General features: G+C 70.9%; 13 protein-coding genes. 5 read left to right on the top strand and 8 right to left on the bottom strand.

Going from position 1 to position 14,158, the window contains the following annotated elements; all coding sequences use genetic code 11:
- Positions 1–762 (top strand): dienelactone hydrolase family protein, encoded by a 762-nt coding sequence (locus tag KF837_01190; GenBank protein ID MBX3225890.1) that lies wholly within the window; start codon positions 1–3, stop codon positions 760–762.
- Here the strand turns inward: KF837_01190 and KF837_01185 are convergent.
- The 3 genes from KF837_01185 to KF837_01175 are packed head-to-tail and all read right to left on the bottom strand — an operon-like array spanning position 749 to position 4,499.
- Positions 749–3,538 (bottom strand): serine/threonine protein kinase, encoded by a 2,790-nt coding sequence (locus KF837_01185; GenBank protein ID MBX3225889.1) that lies wholly within the window; start codon positions 3,536–3,538, stop codon positions 749–751. The two genes, KF837_01190 and KF837_01185, sit on opposite strands and share 14 nt — an antisense overlap.
- A 9-nt stretch (positions 3,539–3,547) precedes the next feature.
- Positions 3,548–4,282, bottom strand: a complete 735-nt coding sequence (locus KF837_01180) for a YdcF family protein (GenBank protein ID MBX3225888.1) — start codon at positions 4,280–4,282, stop codon at positions 3,548–3,550.
- A gap of 58 nt (positions 4,283–4,340) precedes the next feature.
- Positions 4,341–4,499: a hypothetical protein gene (locus KF837_01175; protein MBX3225887.1), complete on the bottom strand. Its 159-nt coding sequence runs from the start codon at positions 4,497–4,499 to the stop codon at positions 4,341–4,343.
- A gap of 29 nt (positions 4,500–4,528) precedes the next feature.
- Here KF837_01175 and pap point away from each other — a divergent pair, with 29 nt between their 5' ends.
- Together pap and KF837_01165 are read left to right on the top strand one after the other, a co-directional pair.
- Positions 4,529–6,037 (top strand): polyphosphate:AMP phosphotransferase, encoded by a 1,509-nt coding sequence (gene pap / locus KF837_01170; protein ID MBX3225886.1) that lies wholly within the window; start codon positions 4,529–4,531, stop codon positions 6,035–6,037.
- A 104-nt stretch (positions 6,038–6,141) separates the two neighbouring features.
- Positions 6,142–6,903: a hypothetical protein gene (locus KF837_01165; protein ID MBX3225885.1), complete on the top strand. Its 762-nt coding sequence runs from the start codon at positions 6,142–6,144 to the stop codon at positions 6,901–6,903.
- A gap of 56 nt (positions 6,904–6,959) precedes the next feature.
- Here the strand turns inward: KF837_01165 and KF837_01160 are convergent, their stop codons facing one another.
- A complete protein-coding gene (locus KF837_01160; GenBank protein MBX3225884.1) occupies positions 6,960–7,418 on the bottom strand; it encodes an RNA-binding protein in 459 nt (152 codons plus the stop codon).
- A gap of 292 nt (positions 7,419–7,710) precedes the next feature.
- On the opposite strand from KF837_01160, the gene KF837_01155 reads away from it, so the two are divergent.
- Complete coding sequence (locus KF837_01155) at positions 7,711–9,618, top strand: ABC-F family ATP-binding cassette domain-containing protein (GenBank protein ID MBX3225883.1); 1,908 nt, start codon at positions 7,711–7,713, stop codon at positions 9,616–9,618.
- A 186-nt stretch (positions 9,619–9,804) separates the two neighbouring features.
- Here the strand turns inward: KF837_01155 and KF837_01150 are convergent, their stop codons facing one another.
- From KF837_01150 to KF837_01140, 3 genes are all read right to left on the bottom strand, one after another.
- Positions 9,805–10,752 carry a hypothetical protein gene (locus KF837_01150; GenBank protein ID MBX3225882.1) on the bottom strand — a complete coding sequence of 316 codons (948 nt, stop codon included), beginning with the start codon at positions 10,750–10,752 and terminating at the stop codon, positions 9,805–9,807.
- A 384-nt stretch (positions 10,753–11,136) separates the two neighbouring features.
- On the bottom strand, positions 11,137–11,847 hold the full coding sequence (locus tag KF837_01145; protein MBX3225881.1) for a glycoside hydrolase family 75 protein: 711 nt from the start codon (positions 11,845–11,847) through the stop codon (positions 11,137–11,139).
- Between the two features lie 223 nt (positions 11,848–12,070).
- Positions 12,071–12,565 (bottom strand): hypothetical protein, encoded by a 495-nt coding sequence (locus KF837_01140; GenBank protein ID MBX3225880.1) that lies wholly within the window; start codon positions 12,563–12,565, stop codon positions 12,071–12,073.
- On the opposite strand from KF837_01140, the gene KF837_01135 reads away from it, so the two are divergent.
- The gene (locus tag KF837_01135; GenBank protein ID MBX3225879.1) at positions 12,534–12,932 is read left to right on the top strand and encodes a hypothetical protein; all 399 of its coding nucleotides are present in this window, start codon (positions 12,534–12,536) and stop codon (positions 12,930–12,932) included. The genes KF837_01140 and KF837_01135 overlap by 32 nt on opposite strands.
- Here the strand turns inward: KF837_01135 and KF837_01130 are convergent.
- Positions 12,929–14,146, bottom strand: coding sequence for a VWA domain-containing protein (locus KF837_01130; GenBank protein ID MBX3225878.1), 1,218 nt, complete (start codon positions 14,144–14,146; stop codon positions 12,929–12,931). The genes KF837_01135 and KF837_01130 overlap by 4 nt on opposite strands.
- Between the last annotated feature and the right edge of the window lie 12 nt (positions 14,147–14,158).

The following is a 14,158-nucleotide window of genomic DNA, read 5'->3' as shown; positions in this document are numbered from 1 at the left end:
GTGCTCCTTTCGCGACGTCAGATCCTGCTCGCCGCCCCGCTCGCGACCCTCGCGTGCACGCGCAAAGAGACGCCGCCGCCTCCGCCGAAGCCGGCGTGGCCGCGGACGACGACCCACGCCGGCGTCGAGATGATCGAGCTCTTCCCGCGCGACGCGGACGAGCGATCGCCGCTCGTGGTCCTCGTCCACGGCCTCGGCGATCGGCCTCAGCACTGGGTCGAGGGCCTGAAGGCCTTCCCCGCCCAGGCGCACCTCGTCCTCCCGCGCGCGTTCACCCCGCACGGCGGCGGCTTCTCGTGGTTCCGCTTCGAGGACGGGATGACGGACGAGCAGTTCGGCGCCGCCGTCGGCGAGGCGGAGGCGAAGCTGTGGCCCGCGCTCCTCGAGGTCGCGGCCGGACGGCGGATGGTCGTCACCGGCTTCTCGCAAGGCGGCATCCTCTCGTACGCGATGGCGTCGCGTCACCCCGACGTCGTCCTGCGCGCGGTGCCGGTCTCGGGCGCGTGCCCCGGACCGCTCCTCCCGAAGAACAAATCGAAGGCCGCGCCCGTCGTCGCGCTCCACGGCACGACCGACACCGTCCTCGAGATCAAGTGGGACCGCGAGACCATCGCCGCGTTCAAGGCGGAGGGGAACGACGCCGAGCTCAAGGAGTACGAGGGCGTCGGCCACACCATCACGCCAGAGATGCGCGCCGACTGGCACGACGCGCTCGTCACCGGCGTTCGCACGATGAAGGAAGCGCCCGTCACGCCGAAGTGAGGAGCGTGACGCGGCGGCCGGCGTAGGGGCCCGCGCCCGACTTGCCGACCGACATCGCGAGCCCCGACTCGTGCACCGCGACCGCGACGGCGCGGTCCGCCGTCATCGAGGCGCTGAGCGCGAGGCCGCCCGGCGGGCAGTCCGCGATCAGCGCCTGACCGCGGTGCAGCGTCTCGCCGAAGAACTCCGCCTTGCCCGCCCGCGTCAGCGCGATGCAGCGGCCGCCGTGGCACGCGACGCCGATCGCGCCGCCGAGCTTCGCGGCCGCGATCTCGCGCCGGACGGCGAGCGCGGCCTTGAACGCGCGCGCCGCGCTCGGGAACGCGACGACGAGCGTGTCGAGCGACGACGGAACCACCGTGCCCTCGTGCTCGCGCGACGTCGCGCGCACGAGCTCGTCGAGGCGCGAGAGCTCCGCGCACGCCGCCGCGTCGCCGAGCTCCTCGTAGAGCGCGCTCGCGTCCTTCATCGCGACGAACACGAAGGCGAGCTCGCTCACCGGCACGAGCTCGCCGCGCGCGAGGAGCTGCTCGTCGTAGAGCTCGCGGAACGACGGGTGCGTAATCGCGATCGAGGCCGCGACGCCGTCGGCGCGCGCGCCCGGCACCTCGACGCGGAGCGTCTCCTCGTGCTCGCTCAGGTTGCGGATCTCGACCGTGACCTCGCCCGCGCGGACGATCGCGGGGCGCGCCTCGATCCGATCGCCCTGGATGAGGACCACCACGTTGGTCGCGAACCCGACCGGGCTCGCCACGAGCTCGGCGGGGACACCGGCGACCGCGCCGGCGACGCGGTACGTGCCGCGCGGCAGCTCCACCGCGACCTGCCGCTCCGACCCGGGATCGATGACCTGCTGGACGAGCACGTGCGGGCGGAGCGCGGGCGCGCCGGCGCAGAACGTCGCTCGGTCCACCGCGCGCAGCGCCGCGTGCGGCTCGAAGACGAGCTCCACCGACTCGCGCAGATCGCGCTCGAACGCGCGGACGCACGCCTTGCACGTGCCCATCCGCGTCACGTGCGCGAGCTCGCGCAGCGTCTCGTGCGCGAGCATGCACTTCGGGCACACCACGTCCCACGCCGGCTCGAGGAGGTGCTCGTGCGCGGCGTGGATCATGAGGTCGAGGGTCTCGCCGCGATCGGTCCCCCACGTGTCGGCGAGCTCGTAAGGTCGCATGCGGCGGAGCGAGGCCTCGGGCGCGAAGAGGAGGTGGAGCGCGAGCTTCTCGACGAGCGTCCGCTCGAACCCCTCCCCGCGCAGCTTCACAGAGCCGCGATCGACCGCGGCGCGGACCTCCGGCGTCGGAGCGTGCGGCTCCTCGAACGGATCGGCGCCGTTGCCGGCGACGAGCACCTCGTCGAGGTGGCGATAGAAGCGATCGAACGCCGACCCGAGCTTCGTCGTCTCGACGAAGGCGGCGAGCTGCCCGATCACGCCGCGCGGGCTCATCCAGACGTCGTGACGGAGCTCGCAGCCGCCGCCGTCGAGCGGCTCGAGCGCGACGCGGTTCCAGAGCGCGGCGACGGGTCCGCTCGAGTACCAGCGGAACACGGAGTGCTCGCGGTCCTTCACCCACTCGAACGGGTACTCGCGCCAGCGGAGCGCGAGGCCCATCACCCGCATCTCGCCGGTGCGGATCGCCCCGCCCTCCGGGCTCGGCTCGTCGGTGAAGTTCACCGGCGTGAGGCCGACCGCGCGGTTCACGCGCTCGGTGTTCGCGACGTACGGCCAGAGCGCCTGCGGCGACGACGCGAGCTTCCACGTCCACGCGAGGTGCTTCTTCGCGTCCTCGCGCCGCGGCCGATCGGGCGGCGGCGGCGTGAGGACCTTCGGCGTGTACGACGGTCGCCGCATGCTGAGCGGCGTGACGTCGATGCTCTTGCCCTCCGCGAGCGCGCGCAGCGTCTCGAAGAGGACGCGCGCGCTCGTGAAGCGCTCGGCGGGGTCCTTCGCGAGGCAGCGGAGGACGACGGTGTCGAGGTCCTCGTGCACGGCCGGGTTCCGCGCCGACGGCGGCTCCGGCTCCGCGGTGCAGATCGCGGCGAGGAGCTCCGGGATCGTCGCGCCGGTGAAGGCGCGCGTGCCGGTCAGCATCTCGTAGAGGACGAGGCCGATCGCGAAGATGTCCGTCTGCGGCCCCATCTTCTGACCGAGCGCCTGCTCGGGCGCCATGTAGCTCGGCGAGCCGGTGACGACGCCCTCGAAGCGATCCCCCGCCCGCACGTTGAGCGCGATGCCGAAGTCGAGCACGCGCGCGCGCCCGCTCACGTCGATGATGACGTTGCGCGGCTTCAGGTCACGATGGATGACGCCGTGCTCGTGCGCGGCGGCGGCCGCGCGCGCGATGTCGGCGGCGACGTCGATCGCGCGGCGCGGCGAGAGCGCGCCGTCGGCGAGGAGCACCGCGAGGTCGGTCCCAGCGACGAGCTCCATCGCGTAGTACGGCTGCTCGTCGAGCGTGTAGCCGACGTCGAGCACGCGGACGATGCCGGGATCGCCGATCTTCGCCGCGACGAACGCCTCCGCGAACAGCTCGTCCTTCGACCGCTCGGGACCGCCGTCGGCGTGGACCTTGATCGCGACGGGGCGCTCGAAGCGATGCTCGTGCGCCTCCCAGACGACGCCCATGCCGCCGCGGCCGATCCGCCGAATGCCGGCGATGCTCGGCCTCGGCTCGCGCGGCTCCATCCCGGCCGGCGTCCCGCCGCGGACGGTGCGCTCGGCCGCGGGCTCGGGGGCCACGCCGATCCCCGCCACCGTCCGGCCGTCGTCTTCCACGCGTGGATCCTACCTGTTCGCCGCGCGCGCGTAACCCCGCGCGCGATAGATGTAGAGTCCAAACGTCTCGCGGAGCGCGGCGGTCGACATCTGGAACGACGACGCGCGCGGGAGCCACGAGTCCGGCGGCCACCCGTGGGCCCGGAAGTCCGTCGCGAGCGTGTCGACCGGGAGCCCCACCGCGGCGAAGCACTCCTCCGAGCGGCGCATGTGGAACGCGCTCGTGACGACGAGCACCTTCGTGAACGCGCGCTCCTCCACGATCCGCTTCGAGTAGACCGCGTTCTCACGCGTGTTCCTGGCTTGCTCCTCGACGATGAGCCGCGACGGCGCGATCCCCCAGCGCGCGAGCTGGCGCGCGAGCATCCGCGCCTCGGTGTGGTCGACAAGCGCGGGATCGAGCGAGCCGCCGGAGAGGATCGCGAAGCGGGCGCGGCCCTCCGCGAGGACGCGATGGGTGGTGATGAGGCGCTCGACGCTGTCGTTCCAGGCGAGCTCGCCGGTCTCGGCCTCGACGCGCTCGTCGCCCACGCCGCCGAGGAGGACGACCGCGTCGTAGACCTCGTCCGGGCGGTAGGTCGACACCGCTTGCTGCTCGAGGCGGCGGAAGAGCCAGTTGCCGACGAGGTCGGTCGAGAACAGGTACAGCGTCGCGAGGCCGAGCGCCGCGAAGAGCCGCTGCCGCTTCCAGCGGGCAGGGCGGCGCGGACGCCGCCACGGCGTCGCGAGCGCGACGAAGATCATCGCCCAGGCGAGCGGCGAGAGGAGGACGTCGAGGATCTTCGAGAGGACGAAGAACAACTCACATGCCCGCGCCGCGGATGAAGCTGAGGAAGGTGTAGAGGATGCCGGCGAGGAGCACCATGATGAGGGCGGCCGCTCCCCACTCGTGGAGCTTGTTCGGCGGGGCCTCCGGCTCCTCCGGAGCGAGCGGTTCCTTCGGCTGTTCCTCGTCCGCCATCGCCCTGACGATTAGCGTACTCTGGGTCGATGTTCGAGTCCGCGGAGATGCGCCACGAGGTCAACCAGAAGACCTATGACAAGGACATCGAGACGCTGCGCGAGGCGCTCCTCGACGCGCAGTACGAGATGCTCGACGACAAGTCGTTCCCCGTGATCGTCCTCGTGAACGGCGTCGACGGCGCGGGGAAGGGCGAGACGGTGAACCTCCTCCAGGAGTGGCTCGATCCGCGGCACGTCCGCAGCACCGCGTTCGGCGCGCCGACGGAGGCGGAGCGGCTCCGCCCACCGATGTGGCGCTTCTGGAGCGCGCTCCCGCCGAAGGGCAAGATCGGCGTCCTCTTCGGCAGCTGGTACACGAACCCGATCAACGAGCGGGTGGAGAGCCGCACCGACGACCGCGGGCTCGACGTCGAGCTCGAAGCGATCCGGCACTTCGAGCAGGTCCTCGTCGACGACGGCACCGTCCTCGTGAAGCTCTGGTTTCACCTCTCGAAGAAGGCGCAGAAGAAGCGGCTCAAGGAGCTCGAGGCCGACAAGCTCACGCGCTGGCGCGTCACGAAGGCGGACTGGGCGAGCTTCGAGAAGTACGATCGCTTCCGCCGCGTGTCGGCCCACGCGCTCCGCGAGACGAGCACCGGCGCCGCGCCGTGGCTCGTGATCGACGGCGCGAACGAGAAGTACCGCACCCTCACGGTCGGGCGCGCGCTCCTCGCCGCCATCCGCGGGCGGCTCGGCGCGACGCCGAAGTCCAAGACGAACGGGAAGGCGACGGGCGCGCGCGCGATGCCGGCGTCGGCGGTGTCGATGCTGAACACGATCGACACGACCGGGCTCCTCAAGAACCTCGACTACTCGCGCGCGCTCCAGAAGGACGACTACAAGAAGCGCCTCAAGCGCGCGCAGGAGACCCTCGGGCGCCTCTCGCGCCACCGCGGGATGCAGAAGCACTCCATCGTCCTCGTGTTCGAGGGCATGGACGCCGGCGGCAAGGGCGGCGCGATCCGGCGCATCACGCAGGCGATCGACGCGCGCATGTACCACGTCATCCCGATCGCCGCGCCGACGGAGGAGGAGCGCGCGCAGCCGTACCTCTGGCGCTTCTGGCGTCAGGTCCCGCGCCTCGGCCGCTTCGTCATCTTCGATCGCTCGTGGTACGGGCGCGTCCTCGTCGAGCGCGTCGAGGGCTTCGCGACGGAGGACGCGTGGTCGCGCGCGTACCGCGAGATCAACGAGTTCGAGGAGCAGCTCTCGCAGAGCGGCTACGTCGTCGCGAAGTTCTGGCTCGCGGTGACGAAAGAAGAGCAGATGAAGCGCTTCAAGGAGCGCGAGGCGACGAAGCGGAAGCAGTTCAAGATCACGGCCGAGGACTGGCGCAACCGGAAGAAGTGGGACGACTACGTCGTCGCCGCGAGCGACATGATCGACCGCACGAGCACCGCCTACGCGCCGTGGACGACGGTCGAGGCGAACGACAAGTACTACGCGCGGGTGAAGGTCCTCGAGACCCTCACCCAGCGCCTCAAGGACACGTTCTGAGCGACGCGCTTCCGTTCGACGTCGAGGTCGAGCGGCGGCCGCCGTGGGCGAACGCGGCGGCGGCGCTCGTCGTCGTCGCGGGCATCGCGGTCGCGCTGGGGCTCGTGCCCGCGTTCGTGATGCTGCCGTTCCTCGTCGCGAGCTCGGTCGGCCGGCGCTTCGGCTCGACGCCGCAGCACGTCGTCGTGACGGAGGACCGCGCGCTCGACGTCGGCGGCAAGCTCATCGCGCGTGACGACGTCCGCGACGTGTGGCTCGACGACGATCCGCTCGAGCCGCGCGTCGTGATCGGCCTCTGCGACCTTCGGGAGCGCGTGCCGCGTGAGTCACGCGGCCACGGCGGAGACCTCGCGCTCCTCGCGCTGTGGTTCGAGAACCGGGAGCAGGCGAAGCGGTTCGCGCGCGCGCTCGGCGGGCACGAGGTCGTCGCGGGGAACCGGCCGCGCAAGGGCGATCTCCTCGCGCCGTTCCGCTTCGTCGCGGTGACGCTCGTGCTCCTCGCCGCGCACGCCTGGTACGGCGCCTTCGTGCTGGTCTTCTTCGCGATCGAGCTCCGTACGTTCCTGCTCGCGCGGCAGCTCGTCGTCCGCGGGAGCTCCTTCGAGCTGCGGAGCGCGTTCGACAGCGAGTCGTTCGCGATCGAGAGCGTGCAGGCCGTCGACGTCGACGAGGGCGTCATCACGCTCCGCGGCGACCGCGAGCTCCGCTTCGCCACCCCGAACGCGCGCGACCTCCACTTCGCCGCGCCGCCCTGGTCCGATCGCCTCCGCCGCCGCGCGCTCACCGCGCTCGCCGCGCGAAAGAAAGAGGCCGGCAGCAAAGCCGCCGGCCCTTCCGAAGAATCGAGCTCGTCGAAGTCGCCTTGACGCGCCGGAAGACCGAGCGCCTCAGCGACCGTGCGCGTCGCAGCGATCGTGCTGCTTCAGCGACCGCGCGCGCCGCGGCCACCGCCGCCGCGACCGCCGCCGAAGTCGCCGCCACCACCGCCACGGCCACCGCCGCGACCGCGGCTGCCGTCGAAGCCGCCGCCGCCGCCGCCGAAGCCGCCGCCGCCGCGACCACCTCCCCCGCCGCCGAAGCCGCCGCCTCCGCGATCGCTGCGCGGGCCGCCGAAGCCGCCGCCGCCGCCGCGCGGACGCTCCTCGGCCTCGTTCACGCGGATGGCGCGGCCGTCGAGCATGGTGCCGTTCATGGTCTCGATGGCCTTCTTCGCGAGATCGGGCGTCGCCATCGTGACGAAGCCGAAGCCACGCGAACGGCCGCTCTCGCGGTCCATCACGACGTGGGCGTCGGTAACTTCGCCACTCGCGGAAAAGGCCTGACGGAGCGTCTCCGTATCGGTGTCGTAGGAGAGGTTTCCTACGTAGAGGCGCGAGCTCATTCGAATCCCGTTTCCAACCGGCTCAGATCCCGTTCCCGAAGTCCACCCGACGCGAGCCGTTCAATCGGCGGATGGAAATGCGTAGCGGTGCCCACCACGCCGACAGTCCGTCTGCGAGTCGTGCCCGATTCCCCTCTAAATTTTCCGAGAGACCTCAAACCGTGCCCGTGACCAGCCGTGCCTCGAGCAAGCTTAGCAGCCGCCGTAGCCCGAGCAACCGCGGCGATCCAGTCGCCAAGATGCGAAGATCCTTCGCATTTCGGCGCGCTCCTCGGGTATGACTCACGGGCGCATGAGCGTCCTCGCGGCCCTCGACGTCGACAAAGCCTACGGCGAGCGCGTGCTCCTCGCGAAGGCGTCGCTCACGATCGACGAGGGCGAACGCGTCGGCGTCGTCGGCAGGAACGGCGCGGGCAAGAGCACGTTCGCGAAGATCCTCGCCGGCGTGGAGCCCGCGGACGGCGGCACGATCGCGCTCCGTCGCGGCGCGCGCGTCGCGTTCCTCGCGCAGGAGCCGGACCTCGACGGCGCGCTCTCGGTCCGCGCGACGGTCGAGCGCGGCCTCGACGCGTGGCTCGACGCGAAGAAGCGGCACGACGAGATCACCGCCCGCATCGCGGCGGGCGAGGCGACCGACGAGCTCCTCTCCGATCAGCTCGCGGCCGGCGCCGAGGTCGAACGGCTCGGGGGGTGGGATCGCACGCACGAGGTCGAGCGCGTGCTCCATCACCTCGGGGTCGGGGACTTGATCGAGCGCGCGGCGGGCCAGCTCTCCGGCGGCCAGCGCCGTCGCGTCGCGCTCGCGCAGGTCCTCGTCGGTCAGCCCGACGTGATGATCCTCGACGAGCCGACCAACCACCTCGACGCCGACACGATCGACTGGCTCGAGAAGTTCCTCGCCGACGAGTTCCGCGGCGCGGTCCTCTTCGTCACGCACGATCGCTGGCTCCTCGACCGCATCGCCGACCGCACGATCGAGGTCGAGCGCGGGCAGGTCTACGCCTACGAGGGCGGCTACGCCGCGTACCTCGAGGCGAAGGCGGAGCGCATGGCGATGGCCGAGCGCACGGAGAAGAACCGCCAGAACTTCCTCCGCACCGAGCTCGAGTGGCTCCGCCGCCAGCCGAAGGCGCGCACGACGAAGCAGAAGGCGCGCATCGAACGCGCCGAAGAGGCGAAGGGCGCGAAGCCGGTCCGCGACGAGGGCCGCGTCGAGCTCGGCGCCGACGTCGCGGAGGCGGGCAAGAGCATCCTCGACGTGCGCGGCTTCACGATGAAGATGGGCGAGCGCGTCCTCGTTCGCAGCCTCGACCTCGCGATGACGAGCGGCGAGCGCCTCGGCATCCTCGGCCCGAACGGCGCGGGCAAGACCACGCTCATGCGCGCGATCCTCGCCGCCGCGGGCGATCCCGACGCGCTCGGCAAACACGTCACGACCGAGGGCACGATCGGCCTCGGCCGCCGCGTGCGCGTGGGCTACCTCGATCAGGAGCGCGCGTCGCTCGACCCGGACCTCTCGATCTTCGAGACCGTCGCGCGCGCGGTGCCGAGCGTCGAGAAGGAGCGGGTCGATCCGCGGAGCTACCTCGAGCGCTTCATGTTCGACTCGCACGCGCAGCGGAAGAAGGTCGGCGCGCTCTCGGGCGGCGAGCGCGCACGGCTCGCGCTCGCACAGCTCCTCGCCTCCGCCGCGAACCTGCTCCTCCTCGACGAGCCCTCGAACGACCTCGACACCGACACGCTCTCGGCGCTCGAGGAGTTCCTCTCCACCTACGAGGGCTCGCTCCTCGTCGTCACGCACGATCGCTACCTCCTCGATCGCGTGACGACCGGCATCCTCTCGTTCGAGGGCGACGGCCGCGTGACGCAATACGCCGGCGCGTACCAGGCCTACGCGGCGGCGCGCGCGCGAGCGGCGGCGGTCCCGGCGAAGGCGCCGGTCGCGAAGCCGGTCGAGAAGCCCAAGCCGTCCGGCCTCTCGAAGAACGAGCAGCGCGAGCTCGACGGCATCATGGACCAGATCGACGCGGCGGAGCAGGCGGCCCTTGCGCTCGAAGCGGAGCTCGGCGCAGCCTACGCCCCCGGCGCGGCGGCCGGCGCCGCCGTCGCGGTCCAGTCACGCCTCGACGAAGCGCGCGCCCACGCCGCGAAGCTCACCGCGCGCTGGGAGCAGCTCGAAGCGAAGAAGTCCGGCGCCTGAACGTCGGCGAGCGCGCTCCCTCGAGCCGTGCGAGCGGTGGACGACGGGAATCACCAGGCGATCGTGCACGCCGTGCCGGGCCTGAAGCCCCGCCTCGGCGGCAGCGACTCGTGGATGAGGACCTGATGGAGGTTCGCCCACAGCCCGATCTGGAAGTGGAAGAGCGAGGAGCGCGACGAACGAAGCCTACGGCTCGTGAGTGACATACACGTTGTCCACGATGACCTCGGTCGTCCCAGGTTGCCTGCCGGTATAGAAGGCGCCGACGCCGACCAAGTGCGTCCCGGCGTTGCTCGTCGTCAGGTTCGGCAGAGCGTTCGGTCGGGCGCGGAGGAGCGTTCCATTCACAGAGACCGTGCCTGCCCACTCCGTACCGCTCCAACGGAGGGTGACTTCGGCGTCGTGGACGACGCCCGGATCGATCGGGACCCTGGTGCCTCCGCTGCCGGGCGTGCGGCCGTCCGGTTGGTTCTCCCGGAAGCAGCCGTTCGTGCTCTCTGGACACGGATCGACCGCGAGGCCGTGTTCCATCCCGTGATTGCCCACTCTCAGCGCGCCGACGACGGCGTAGGTCTTGGCTCCGGTGGGGACGCGGAGGCGAAAGCGGAGCCGGAGGTGTTTGCTCGGCGGCATCGTCCCGGTCGACCAGAGGACGACCGCGCCCGGAGTTCCATCGGGAGTGACCGCCGCGCGAAGACTGGTCCCCTCGAGCTCGTTCACGACGAGCGTGAGTGTTCCCCGTTGGAGGACGGGAGACGGGGGAGCCCAGCCAAAGCTCGGCGGCTCCTTTCCGTCCTCGAAGTCTTTACAGAACGGGGCAGTCGTTCGCTGGCAGAACGAGAGTCCAGCATCGGGCGCGGCGTCCGGCGCGGCGTCCGGAGCCGCGTCCGGCGGATCGGTGGCATCCGGGGCGGCGTCAGGAGGGTCACTTACGTCCGGCGCCGCGTCCGTGCTCCCCGACGAGCTACTCGACGACGACGAGGACGATCCACTGCTGCTCGACGACGACGAACTGCTGCTGGTGGCTCCCCCGGCCTCGGGGGGTTCTGCGGGTCCGCTGTCCGGCAGACTCTCGTTGACCCCATATTCGCCGTCGAGACCGGCGATGGCGTTGCATGAAGCGAGCACCAGCACGAACCAACTGCCGCGGAGGCTCGCCGTACGGGTGCTGCGATCCCGCATTGGCAAATTGTAATGAGAAACCGTCAAAACTGAAAGCTCACCGACCTCGCGCTTCGACCAACGCCCCGCAGCCACAGCGACAAGAAGCACCGCCGGAAAGCGCTCGAGGCCCACGACGAAGTCGAGCTCGAAGCGCTGCGCGCGGGCGCAAGCACTGCGCGACGCAACCGCGGGCTCTGGTACGAGCTCGGCTTCCCGGAGCCTCGCCCCAAGCGCAAGCCCAAGAAGCGCTGGTGGCGTTGGTGACCTCGAGCAGCCCTCGCGCAGCGGCGTGACCTTCGTATCGCGCTCCGACGAGCCGGGAGCGGCCAGCGGTCGTGTGCTGCCGGGCGCGTGTCACTCGCCGACGAGATGGCGAGCGCGCTCGACGCCGAGGCGCACCGCCTGGGCGTGGTCTTCGTTCTTCGTGACCTTTGCGTCGGGGAAGATGACGTACGTGACGCCGCTCGACGTGCCGCCGTAGGACGGGTGCGGGTTGATCCCGAGGCGCTTCGCCATCGCGTACGACGCCTCGCCGATGATCGCTTGCGGGCCGACGTCGCCGACGATGCCGTACTCGATCTTGCCGTCGTAGATGACGGCCGCGACCGTCCCCATCTTGATCCCCGCGCTCTTGTAGCTCCAGCGCGAGCTCACGCCGGGCACGACGATGAACGGGAGCGCCGCCGCGTCGAGCGGCTTGCCCTTCGAGTCCACGCCCGCCGTCTGCGGCTGGTACGAGGCGTCCGTGTTCCTGTTGCAGACCGCGCTCTGCTTGCCGTCGCAGTCGATGTCCATGTCGGCGGTGAAGAAGACGACGCCGTTCGGGCCTCCGCAGACGTCGATCGTCGCCGCGCCGCCGGCGTCCTTCGCGTAGCGGCTCGCGTTCAGCTTGCGGCACGTCGCGAGCTTCGCCATCACCTCCGCCGGGGTCGGACCGGTCGGACCGGCCGCGCTGGTCGGCTCGGTCTCCTCGAGCGAGGTCGTCGCCGCCTCGTCCTCGCCGACGTCCTCGGTGGGTGCCGCGCACCCGCTGACCGTCGTCATCAGGATGCTCGCCGAGATCACGGCGAGGATGTGCCGAAGGGTCCGGCCGCCACCGATGCGGTGCTCGCGACACGCCCGCGTCCCCGCGCGAAGATCACCCCCCAGTCGCGCCACGTCCCGAAGATCAGCCCCGAAAAGCTCCATGAAGAGCCCTCAGAGCAGGACGCGTACCGGAAGCGCCCGGACGATTTCAGATTCGCCGTCCCACGACAACCGAATGAAAACGCTGCCGTTTTTCAGACTTTCAGAGTGTGGTGAAAAAGCCGACAGCGCCGGACATTTCATGCGCTATACGCGACGCCATGAAACATGGGGGCACCCTCTTGGCGGCGGCGTTGGTTGGTCTCGCGGTGTTCGGGTGCGCCGATTCGCCGGACGCCGACCCGATGATGGGGCTCCTTCCGGCCGAGCCCATCGACGAAACGCCGGAGGTCGATCCTTCGTCGAGCAAGAAGATACCGAAGACGAAGCCGCCGACGAAGCTGCCGGAGGACGAGGAGCAGGAGGCGGACGAGACGGGCGACGCAGGCGCGTCGACGACGTCGAGCAGCAGCAGCTCTGGAGCGACGTCCTCGTCCTCTTCTTCTGGTGCTGCGTCCGGGTCGAGCTCCTCTTCCACCGGCTCGTCCTCTTCTTCTACGTCTTCTTCCTCCAGTTCTTCCTCGTCTTCTTCGTCGTCGGGTTCGTCGTCGGGCGGCGACGCGTCGGTGTGCGGCTCGTCGTCGACGTGCTCCGGCACGTCGCTCAACCTCGGCTACGTCAGCGGCGACTCGTACTCGGACGTCGCGCGCGCCACCGGCTCGACCTCGTACTGGATGAAGGTCGTCGTCGGCGAGGACAGCTGGTCGGGGCGGCCGCTCCGCGTGCGCGCGACGCTGACGTCGCCGCCGGGCACGAACTACGACCTCTTCATCCACACGCGGTCGTGCAGCACCGCGACGAAGAGCTCGACGAAGCTGACCGGCGACGACGTGATCTCGCACTCGCAGCCCGACGCCACGCTCGGCGCGGACGACGACTACCTCGTGATGATCGAGGTCCGCCACGTCTCGGGCACGTGCAGCGCCACCGAGAAGTGGACGCTGAAGGTCGAAGGCAACCGCTAGAAGCTCGCGACGAGCGCGCCGCTCGAGAGCTTGCACTTGCCCTGCGCGTCGGGCTTGCCGACGGTGCGGAGGACGTCCTCGTTCGACGGCTCCACGCGGCGGCCCGTCATCTCCGTCTCGATCGAGCGCAGGATCGCGCTGTCGAGGCGCGTGACCGCGTAACACGGGATGTGCGGCTCCGCGTGCGCGTTGCCGATGCCCGAGTCGTTCGTGAGGAACACGTAGCGGCCGCCGGTCAGCTGCGCGGCGCTGCGCATCTGGTACTCGGCCGCGTCGTCGGTGTCGCTCGACGCGACCGGGTAGACGTGGACGCCCTTCGCCTTGAGGTTCTTGACGACGCTCGCGAGCTGCTTCCCCTCCCCCGGATGCGCGGGCGCGTCGGCGACCCAGAACGCGACCTTCGCGACGTTGCTCTGCTGCGCGCGCCAGCTCATCTTCGCGCCGGCGTCGAGGCCCTGCACCACCGCCTCGGGCGTGTCGCCGCCGCCGGACGCCGACTGCGCGCGGAGGTCGGCGCGGAACTTGTTCGTGTCGGTCGTGAAGTCGAACTGCCGCGTCACGTATTCGTCGCCCTTGTCGCGATAGAGGACGAGGCTCCAGCGCGGGGTCATCTGCGGAAAGCGCGTCTTGATCCGCGCCGCGATCGAGTCGAACTCGCTCTGCAGGTACGAGAGCTCGTCGCCCATGCTGCCGGTCGTGTCGAGCACGAGCTGCACGTCGAGCTCGCCGCGCGGCGACTGCGCCGCGTTCGCGGCGTCGCGCGCGGTCTCCATCTCCTGCTCCGTGAACATCGAGAAGTCGCCGCCGTTGTCGCGCCGGAAGCCGAGGGCGTAGGGCTTCCAGAACTCGTAGTTACGGTTGTCGTCCCAGATGCCGGCGGTGAGCTGGCCGGGCTGCGGGAGGCGGCGCGGCTCGGACCGCGGCGACACTGCGATCGGCGCGTCGGCCGCGCGCGCCTCTTCCTTCGCGGAGCTCGCCGAGACGACGGGCGAAGGCGCGCCGGCGGCGGGCGGCGGAGCGGCGGGAGAGGGCGTCGCGGCGGGGTAGCCGGGCTGCGCGTAGCTCGCGGACTCCGACTCCGACGGCGCGTACGCGGCGCCGCCGGAGGGCTCGGCCGCGGGCGCCGCCGCAGACTTGGGCGCGCGATCCATCGAGCCGCCGCACGCCACCGCCACCACCGACGCCATCACCGCAAGGACCGAGCTCGTTCGCATGCCCGATCAACG

Source organism: Labilithrix sp. (genome assembly GCA_019637155.1).
Classification (GTDB): Bacteria; Myxococcota_A; Polyangia; order Polyangiales; family Polyangiaceae; genus Labilithrix.
Note: the sequence above shows the minus strand (reverse complement) of the source record. Positions and strands in the feature narration are given on the sequence as shown.

Excerpts from the sequence above, each read along its gene's own strand:
- KF837_01180 (MBX3225888.1), bottom strand. The coding sequence starts at position 4,282 with ATGATCTTCGTCGCGCTCGCGACGCCGTGGCGGCGTCCGCGCCGCCCT.
- KF837_01175 (MBX3225887.1), bottom strand. The coding sequence starts at position 4,499 with ATGGCGGACGAGGAACAGCCGAAGGAACCGCTCGCTCCGGAGGAGCCG.
- pap (MBX3225886.1), top strand. The coding sequence starts at position 4,529 with ATGTTCGAGTCCGCGGAGATGCGCCACGAGGTCAACCAGAAGACCTAT.
- KF837_01160 (MBX3225884.1), bottom strand. The coding sequence starts at position 7,418 with ATGAGCTCGCGCCTCTACGTAGGAAACCTCTCCTACGACACCGATACG.
- KF837_01155 (MBX3225883.1), top strand. The coding sequence starts at position 7,711 with ATGAGCGTCCTCGCGGCCCTCGACGTCGACAAAGCCTACGGCGAGCGC.
- KF837_01130 (MBX3225878.1), bottom strand. The coding sequence starts at position 14,146 with ATGCGAACGAGCTCGGTCCTTGCGGTGATGGCGTCGGTGGTGGCGGTG.